Raw genomic sequence first — 7,991 nt, forward strand, 5'->3', positions numbered from 1 at the left:
TGGCGCGCCGTAGTGGGCGCGCCATCTTGAACTCTTAGGTTGAGCCGACCTTTTGGGCTCACTCGCCCTTCTTCGACCCGCCCAGCTTGGCAAATACGGTTTCCAGATCGAGCGATTCCCGACGGGGGCGCGCGTCGTCCTGATTGCGTGTGGTCTGGTCGGCGGGAAGCAGTGTGGCGCTCCGCTCGTCCTGGGCGCTGGCCGGCCGGTCCTTGGCGGCGCGCTGCACTTCGATATCGAGATCGATCTGGCTGCACAGGCCGAGCGTCACCGGATCCATCGGCGCGAGGGACGGCGAGTTCCAGTGCGTGCGCTCCTTGATGGCTTGGATCGTTGCCTTGGTCGTGCCGACCAAGCGGATGATCTGCGCATCCTTCAGTTCGCCATGGTTGCGGACCAGCCAGAGAATCGCGTTGGGCCGGTCATGACGGCGCGAAACCGGGGTGTAGCGCGGCCCCTTGCGGGTCTTCTTTTCGGGCAGGCGGACCTTCGATTCCAGCAGGCGCAGCCGGCGGTTCTCGTCCTTCTCGGCGAGATCGATCTCGTCGCGGGAAAGCTGACCGGTGGAAATCGGGTCGAGCCCCTTGATCCCCTGCGCAACTTCGCCGTCGGCGATGCCCTTGACCTCAAGGGCGTGGAGTTTGCAGAAGTCTCCGATCTGCTCGAACGTCAGCGCCGTGTTTTCGACCAGCCATACGGCGGTCGCCTTCGGCATGAGGGGTGTGTTCGACATAGGGGGCGGCCTCTCGGCGTCTTGATTGATCTTCGGCTCTCAAGCCGCTGGCATAAGGGATCCGTCGCTCGCCCTTCTTCTCGGGCGAACCGCGGATCTCGCAATGTCCGGGATAATAACAACATAGGCGCCCCCGCGATCCGATGCAAATGGCGCGGCACACCGGCCGGTCGATTTCCAAGAGCACGCCGGTGTCAGGGTGTTCCCAAACCCGCGAACCAATTCAAGACCAAGCCAATCGAGGAACAACCTGCGGCAGCTGTGCCGTCCCGGTCTTTCTGCCTGCCCCGGCTGCCCTGACGCACTTGACACATCTCGCGCGTCGCCCTCATTCATGGCCGATGCAATTGGTTGCCGATCCCGCCCCCAAGCCCACCCTGCGCGTGATGCTGTGCGCGCCGCGCGGCTTCTGCGCGGGCGTGGTGCGGGCGATCGATGCGGTCGAGCAGGCGCTTAAGATCTATGGACCGCCGGTCTATGTGCGCCATGAGATCGTGCACAATAAATATGTGGTCGAGGGCCTGAAGCGGAAGGGCGCGATCTTCGTCGAGGAATTGTCCGAGGTTCCCGCCGGCCGCGCGCCAGTGATTTTTTCCGCCCACGGTGTGCCCAAGTCCGTGCCGGAAGATGCCGCGCAGCGGAATATGTTCGCCATCGACGCCACCTGCCCGCTCGTCACCAAGGTGCATCGCGAAGCGCAGGTGCATTACAAGAAGGGCCGGGACATCCTGCTGATCGGCCACGCCCGGCACCCGGAAGTCATCGGCACCATGGGGCAATTGCCGGAAGGGGCCGTGACCCTGATCGAGACCGCGCAGGACGCGCGCACCTTCACGCCGCGCGACCCGTCCAACCTCGCCTATGCCACGCAGACCACGCTCTCGCTTGATGACACGGCAGAGATTGTGGACATCCTGCGCCAGCGGTTCCCCACCATGGCCGCGCCGCACAAGGAAGACATCTGCTACGCTACCACCAACCGACAGGAGTCGGTGAAGAAGGTGGCGCCCCATGTGGATGCCATGGTGGTGGTGGGTGCGCCCAATTCGTCCAACTCCCAGCGCCTGCGGGAGGCGGCAGAGCGTGCCGGCTGCAAGATTTCAGTCTTGCTCCAGCGGGCCGCGGATATCGATTGGCCGCAGTTTTCCGGCATCACCTCGCTTGGCGTCACCGCCGGGGCCTCCGCGCCGGAAATTCTGGTCGAGGAAATCCTCGATGCGTTCGCCCTGCGCTTCACCCTTGAGGTCGAGACCGTGACGGCAGCCGAGGAAAACGTGTTCTTCCCCCTTCCCCGGGCCCTGCGCCCCGACGCGGCGGAGTAGGACGTGGCGGTCTATACGGACGTCACGGCGCCGCAGCTGGATGCGTTCCTCGCGCGCTACGACATCGGCACGCTGGTGTCGTACCATGGCATCGCCGAGGGCGTGGAAAACTCCAACTTCCTGCTCCAGACCACGCGTGGCACCTACATCCTCACGCTTTATGAAAAGCGCGTCGCGCCGCAGGATCTGCCGTTCTTCGTCGGACTGATGCAGCATCTCGCCCGGAACGGCATCTCCTGCCCCCAGCCGGTGGCGACGCGCGACGGAGAAACCCTGGGCGAACTGTCCGATCGCCCAGCCGCAATCGTCACCTTCTTGCGCGGCGTGTCGGTGCGTCGGCCGGCGGTCGCCCATTGCGGCCAGCTCGGCGCCGAACTTGCGCGGCTGCATCTCGCCGGTTCGGACTTTGCCATGCGGCGGGAAAACGCCCTCTCGGTCTCCGGCTGGCGTCCGCTCTATGAGGCGGCGGGCGCGCGCGCAGACAGTGTTGCGAGGGGCCTTTCGCGCACCATTGAGGTTGAGCTTGCCGAGTTGGAGGCCCAGTGGCCCGCCGGCCTGCCGGCGGGCGTCATCCATGCCGACCTGTTCCCGGATAACGCTTTCTTCCTGGACGACAAGCTCTCCGGCATCATCGACTTCTATTTCGCCTGCACCGACCTCTACGCCTACGACGTCGCGGTCTGCCTCAACGCCTGGTGCTTCGAGCAGGATGGCGCGTTCAACGCCACCAAGGGCCGGGCACTGCTGGCCGGCTACGGCGAGGTTCGCCCGCTTCTGCCGGAAGAAGCGGAAGCCCTTCCCCGGCTGGCGCGCGGCGCTGCTTTGCGCTTCCTGCTGACGCGACTGGTGGATTGGCTGAACGTGCCGGACGGCGCCCTGGTGAAGCCCAAGGACCCGCTGGAATATCTGCGCAAGCTCAGGGTTCACAGCGCCATGGAAAGTGCCCGCGACTACGGCCTCGCCGCGTGAGCAATCCGGTTGAAATCTGGACTGACGGCGCCTGCTCGGGAAATCCCGGCCCCGGCGGATGGGGGGCGATCCTGCGCTCTGGCACGCACGAGAAGGAACTCTCCGGCGGAGAGCAACACACCACCAACAATCGCATGGAGCTGATGGCCGCCATCAGCGCTCTGGAAGCCCTGAAGAAGCCCGGCACAGCCGTCGCGCTGCACACCGACAGCGAATACATGCGCAACGGTGTCATGAAATGGATGGCCGGGTGGCGCCGCAACGGCTGGCGCACCGCCGACAAGAAGCCGGTAAAGAACCAGGACCTGTGGGAGCGCCTCGACGCGGCCCTCAAACAACACCAGGTGGAATGGCACTGGGTCAAGGGCCACGCCGGCAACGAGCTGAACGAGCGCGCCGACGAACTCGCCCGCCAGGGCATGGCACCCTTCAAACTCACCCGCGCTTGATCTCTTTTGCAACCTTGTCCCGTGCGCATGCAGCGTGAGCGGAATGCGACCCGGGACCCACAACGGACCGCCGAAGGCGCTTCTCTTCATTTCCGCCGCCGCGCGGCGGAAATGCTCTCAACGCTGATCGCGGTGTGTCCCGGCTTCGCCGGAACTTTTGCGCTGGATCCCGGCTCGGCGCTCAGCCTTCGGCTTCGCTTGTCCGGGAAAAGCGTCACCCAGGTCAAAACCCTGGGTGACGCAGCTTTTCACTTGCCGCGCTTGAAGCTGCTCCAGGTCTTCGTCACCACCCGCTGGACATCCTGCGGATAGGTTGTGACCGTGAACAGCAGGTCGAACGTCGCCTTGTCGGGATAGATCGAGGGATTGCTCAAAATATCCTTGTCGATGAACTTCTGCGAGGCGAGGTTGCCGTTTGCATAAGAGATGAAGTTGGTGTTCTTCGCCGCGACTTCGGGACGGTTCATGTAGTTGATGAAGGTCAGCGCCTCATCCACGTTCTTCGCATCCTTGGGGATAGCGAAATTGTCGAACCACATCAGCGCGCCTTCCTTGGGGATGACATAGCCGATGTTAATGGGCTTCTTCTTGCTCTTCTTGGCCGCGTCCTCGGCCCTTGTCTTGGCCTGGAAAATGTCGCCCGACCACGCCACCGCAATGCAGATGTCGCCGCGCGCCATCGCATTGATGATGCCGCCGGAATCGAACTTGCGGATGAACGGCCGCACCTTCATGAGCATTTCGCCGGCCTTGGCGATGTCTTCAGGCTTCTTCGAATCAGGATCGAGGCCGAGATAGCGCATCGCGGCGGGAATGACTTCCTCCGGCGCGTCCAGAACGTAGACGCCGCAATCCTTGAGCTTGGAGAGGTTTTCCGGCTTGAAGATGATGTCCCAGGTGTTCAGGGGGACATCGCCCAGCCGCTGCTTCACCGCGTCGACATTGTAGCCGATGCCCGTGGTCCCCCACATATAGTTCACGGCGTAGTCGTTGCCGGGATCATACACCGCGAGGCGGGTGGTGATGTCGGGCCACATGTTGGCGAGGTTGGGCAGCTTGGACTTATCGAGCTTCTGGAACACGCCGGCCTTGATCTGGCGCTGAAGGAAGGAGCCGGTCGGCACCACCACGTCATAGCCGGTCTTGCCGGCCAACAGCTTGGTTTCAAGCACCTCGTTGCTGTCGAAAACGTCGTACCGCACCTTGATGCCGGTTTCCTTGGTGAAGTCTTCAAGGACCGATTCGTCGATGTAATCCGACCAGTTGAAAACGTTGAGCACCTTCTGCTGGGCCTGCGCCGGCAGAGCGCTCATGGCGATCATTCCGGCCGCGGCCACAAGGGCTAGGCGACGCATAGTGTTCTCCTCTCGAAGGTCCAAGGAGGCCGTTCGTCGGCCTCGCTGCCAGCAAGGCTATTGCGGGAACTTCGCAGGCTCAACACCCTTCGGCGCCGCAGCACCGCTCAAGCCACCATCGACATGGCACTTTGCAGCAGGCTGTTGCTGATCGCCTTGTCGAGCAGCACGAAAAACAGCAGCGCCAGGGCCGCCAGAGCCAGGAATATGCCGAACAGGATGAACGAGATGCGCCGCGTGAGGGCGGAGATGTTCATGAAACCCATCGCACCGGCGATGATCGAGATGATCAGAAAAATGACGGCGTATTTCAGCATGTCTAAGCTCCGCTGTTCGCCGCTGGAACCCCATTGCCTAGCCGCGGGTTCCACTCACCTCAGGGGGTATTGAGCCAGCGGGTGATTTCCAGCTTCAGCTTGCGGAAATCCCAGAAGGCCGCCGCCAGTATGATCAGGGGTATCAGCGCGAACACCAGGGAGGTGGTCCCCGACCAACCCGCTGCGCCGCGTAGGAAATCGAACGCGAGGTACGTGGTGAGCAAGGTAATGAATGCGGCGAGCGCGAAATATGTCTTGCGGGTCAGGCGGGTGACGCCGAACGCCAGCAAGCCCGCCACCAGAAGTGCGCAAATCGTGCCCCAGACCCAGCCAAAACCGAACTGCACGGCGACGAACCGTCCGGCGGACACGCAGAACATCACCAGCGCCGCCAGGAGCAGAAGCCCGGCGCGCAGACGGAGGATAGAGGACTTGCCAATCGGTGTTGTTTCAGATGCCATCGCCATGCTCCCTCAGCCTGGGCAGCATATCTCAACCGCGATCCTGCCGCACCTCGGAGCGTGAACATGGAACGCACCCTCGTGATTCTCAACGCCCAGGCAGGCACCATCGCCGATCTCGGCAGCGACCGCGTGCGCGCCGAGGTCGAAACCGCCTTGAGGGAACCGGGCAAAGAGCTCGAAGTCCAGGTTCTCCAGGGTGAAGACATGGTCCAGGCGATCCGTAGCGCACCTGAGCGCGGGTACGACACACTGGTGGTCGGCGCGGGAGATGGCACCGTCAGCTTCGCCGCCTCGGTCCTCAGCGGGACCCAGACCGCTCTCGGCGTTCTGCCGCTCGGCACCATGAACATGCTCGCCTATGACATCGGCCTGCCGCGCGACCTTGCCGCCGCGCTCATCGCCCTGCGCGCGGCGCAGCCCATGCGGATCGATGTCGCGACGCTGAATGGGCGTGCCTTTCACGGTGTGTCCGGCATCGGCTTCTTCAGTCAGATGGCGCTGGCCCGCGAAGCCGTGCGCAAGACGCGCGGCCGCATCGTCGGCTGGCTGCTGGCCCTCGGGCGCGCCCTCACCCGTTCCGGGCGGGTTCATCTCGACATCGAGGTGGACGGCAAGCGCGTGACGCTGCACGCCTACGCCGCGCTCGTCACCAACAACAGTTTCGACGGCGCCGGCTGGCATCGCACCCGACTGGATGCCGGCGAACTGGAAATCCATATCGCCGAGGAGCGTGGCGCCCTGGCCCGCGTGAAGGCGGGTGCCGATCTGTTGACCCAGGCCTGGCGCAACAACCCCGGCATCCACTCCTTCAAGGGCAAGAAAAATCACCATCAATGCCCGGCACCGCCAACGCGGCTGGGTGGCCACCGACGGGGAAGTGACGCGGGAGACCATGCCGCTCACCTACGAGATCCAGCCAAAAGCCTTGACCCTGCTCATTCCCCCCGGCGCGGTGCAGTGGCAGAAGGACGAAACGGCCGCTTAGCCGCTAGACCGTCGCCCCCTTGGCCTTGGCGCGCTTCAAATGCTCGTCGAGGCGGGGGAGGATTTCCACGAAATTGCAGGGCCGGTGGCGCACGTCGAGCTGCTTCACCAGAATTTCGTCCCACCCGTCGCGGCACGCGCCGGGCGATCCCGGCAGGCAGAAAATATAGGTGGCATTGGCAACGCCGGCGGTCGCCCGGCTTTGCAGCGTCGAGGTGCCGATCTTGCCGAACGAAACCATGTGAAACACCGTGGAGAAGCCCTCCATGCGCTTCTCGAAAAGCGGCTCCACCGCCTCGGGCGTCACGTCGCGGCCGGTAAAGCCGGTACCGCCGGTGGTGATCACCACATCAATGCCGGGATCGGCGATCCAGCCGCCCACCATGGCGCGGATATCCCCGACATCGTCCGCCACGATCTCACGCGCCGCGAGCCTGTGCCCCGCATCCGTGATGCGTCCCGCAAGCAGGGCGCCGGACTTGTCGCTGGCGAGGTCGCGGGTATCGGAGACGGTGAGGACGGCGATGTTGAGCCCGACGAACGGGCGCATGTCTTGGTCGGACATCACACGGGTCCCTGCAAGCTGTTGCACTGTTGCATGGAGCCGGTCTTCAGCCCGCGCGTGAACCAGTTCACCCGCTGCTGCGAGGTGCCATGGGTAAAGCTGTCAGGCACCACTGTGCCGCGAGACTGCTTCTGAAGCTTGTCGTCGCCGATGGCGCTGGCGGCGTTCAAGGCCTGCTCCACATCGCCCGGCTCTAGAATGCGGAAGCGATCGTTGGCGTTGTAAGCCCAGACGCCCGCGAGACAGTCCGCCATCAATTCCGTGCGCACCGACAAGGCATTCGCCGCCGCCGAACCCTCGCCGGCCTTGCGCTGGGCTTCCTGGACCTTGGGCAGAATGCCGAGGAGGTTCTGGACGTGATGGCCCACCTCGTGCGCAATCACATAGGCACTGGCGAAATCGCCTGGCGCGCGGAAGCGGGTCTTCATCTCGTTGAAAAACGATGTGTCGAGATAGATCTTCTGGTCGAGCGGGCAATAGAACGGCCCCATGGCGGACGATGCGCCGCCGCAGGCCGAGCGTGTGCCGCCGGAGAACAGCACCATCGTCGGGTCCTTATAGGTCTTGCCCTGCTGACGGAAAATTTCCGTCCAGACATCCTCGGTCTGCGCGAGCACCCGGTCCGCGAACCGGCCGAGCTGGTCGGCGGGCTCACCTGGCTTGCCCTGCTGCTGCGGGGCCGCGCTCTGCTCATAGCCGCTCCCCCCGCCTTGGATCTGCTCAAGCCCGGACAGCAGCACCAGCGGATTGATGCCGAACGCCCAGCCCACCAGGCCCACAACGATGATGGTGCCGATGCCGAAGCCGCCGGCTCCGCCGGGCATTCCCATGCC

9 protein-coding genes and 1 pseudogene are annotated in these 7,991 nt (G+C 64.0%); 4 read left to right on the forward strand and 6 right to left on the reverse strand.

Annotated elements, in window-relative coordinates:
- Positions 1-58: 58 nt before the first annotated feature.
- Positions 59-733 carry a DUF1013 domain-containing protein gene (locus tag ADADO0_RS21435; protein WP_511307210.1) on the reverse strand — a complete coding sequence of 225 codons (675 nt, stop codon included), beginning with the start codon at positions 731-733 and terminating at the stop codon, positions 59-61.
- A gap of 347 nt (positions 734-1,080) precedes the next feature.
- On the opposite strand from ADADO0_RS21435, the gene ispH reads away from it, so the two are divergent.
- Genes ispH through rnhA form a run of 3 tightly spaced genes read left to right on the forward strand, consistent with a single transcriptional unit; the run spans position 1,081 to position 3,473 of the window.
- Positions 1,081-2,055: a 4-hydroxy-3-methylbut-2-enyl diphosphate reductase gene (gene ispH, locus ADADO0_RS21440; RefSeq protein ID WP_511307211.1), complete on the forward strand. Its 975-nt coding sequence runs from the start codon at positions 1,081-1,083 to the stop codon at positions 2,053-2,055.
- 3 nt (positions 2,056-2,058) lie between these two features.
- The gene (locus tag ADADO0_RS21445; RefSeq protein WP_511307212.1) at positions 2,059-3,024 is read left to right on the forward strand and encodes a homoserine kinase; all 966 of its coding nucleotides are present in this window, start codon (positions 2,059-2,061) and stop codon (positions 3,022-3,024) included.
- Entirely contained in the window at positions 3,021-3,473 is a 453-nt protein-coding gene (gene rnhA, locus ADADO0_RS21450) for a ribonuclease HI (RefSeq protein ID WP_511307213.1), read from the forward strand. The genes ADADO0_RS21445 and rnhA overlap by 4 nt, the downstream gene beginning before the upstream one ends.
- Before the next feature lie 248 nt (positions 3,474-3,721).
- On the opposite strand, the gene ADADO0_RS21455 is transcribed toward rnhA, so the two are convergent.
- From ADADO0_RS21455 to ADADO0_RS21465, 3 genes are all read right to left on the reverse strand, one after another.
- Entirely contained in the window at positions 3,722-4,828 is a 1,107-nt protein-coding gene (locus ADADO0_RS21455) for a polyamine ABC transporter substrate-binding protein (RefSeq protein ID WP_511307214.1), read from the reverse strand.
- A gap of 107 nt (positions 4,829-4,935) precedes the next feature.
- Positions 4,936-5,145, reverse strand: coding sequence for a DUF1328 domain-containing protein (locus ADADO0_RS21460; RefSeq protein WP_511307215.1), 210 nt, complete (start codon positions 5,143-5,145; stop codon positions 4,936-4,938).
- A 59-nt stretch (positions 5,146-5,204) separates the two neighbouring features.
- Positions 5,205-5,606, reverse strand: coding sequence for a hypothetical protein (locus tag ADADO0_RS21465; RefSeq protein ID WP_511307216.1), 402 nt, complete (start codon positions 5,604-5,606; stop codon positions 5,205-5,207).
- A 66-nt stretch (positions 5,607-5,672) separates the two neighbouring features.
- Here ADADO0_RS21465 and ADADO0_RS21470 point away from each other — a divergent pair.
- Positions 5,673-5,990, forward strand: a pseudogene (locus ADADO0_RS21470) (diacylglycerol/lipid kinase family protein); the annotation flags it as partial.
- A gap of 607 nt (positions 5,991-6,597) precedes the next feature.
- On the opposite strand, the gene moaB reads toward ADADO0_RS21470, so the two are convergent.
- On the reverse strand, positions 6,598-7,158 hold the full coding sequence (gene moaB / locus ADADO0_RS21475) for a molybdenum cofactor biosynthesis protein B (protein WP_511307217.1): 561 nt from the start codon (positions 7,156-7,158) through the stop codon (positions 6,598-6,600).
- Positions 7,158-7,991: KPN_02809 family neutral zinc metallopeptidase (gene ypfJ, locus ADADO0_RS21480; RefSeq protein ID WP_511307218.1), on the reverse strand; the 834-nt coding region annotated here is incomplete at its 5' end. The genes moaB and ypfJ, both read right to left, overlap by 1 nt.

It is taken from the genome of Aquabacter sp., from assembly GCF_965279295.1.
Classification (GTDB): Bacteria; Pseudomonadota; Alphaproteobacteria; order Rhizobiales; family Xanthobacteraceae; genus Aquabacter.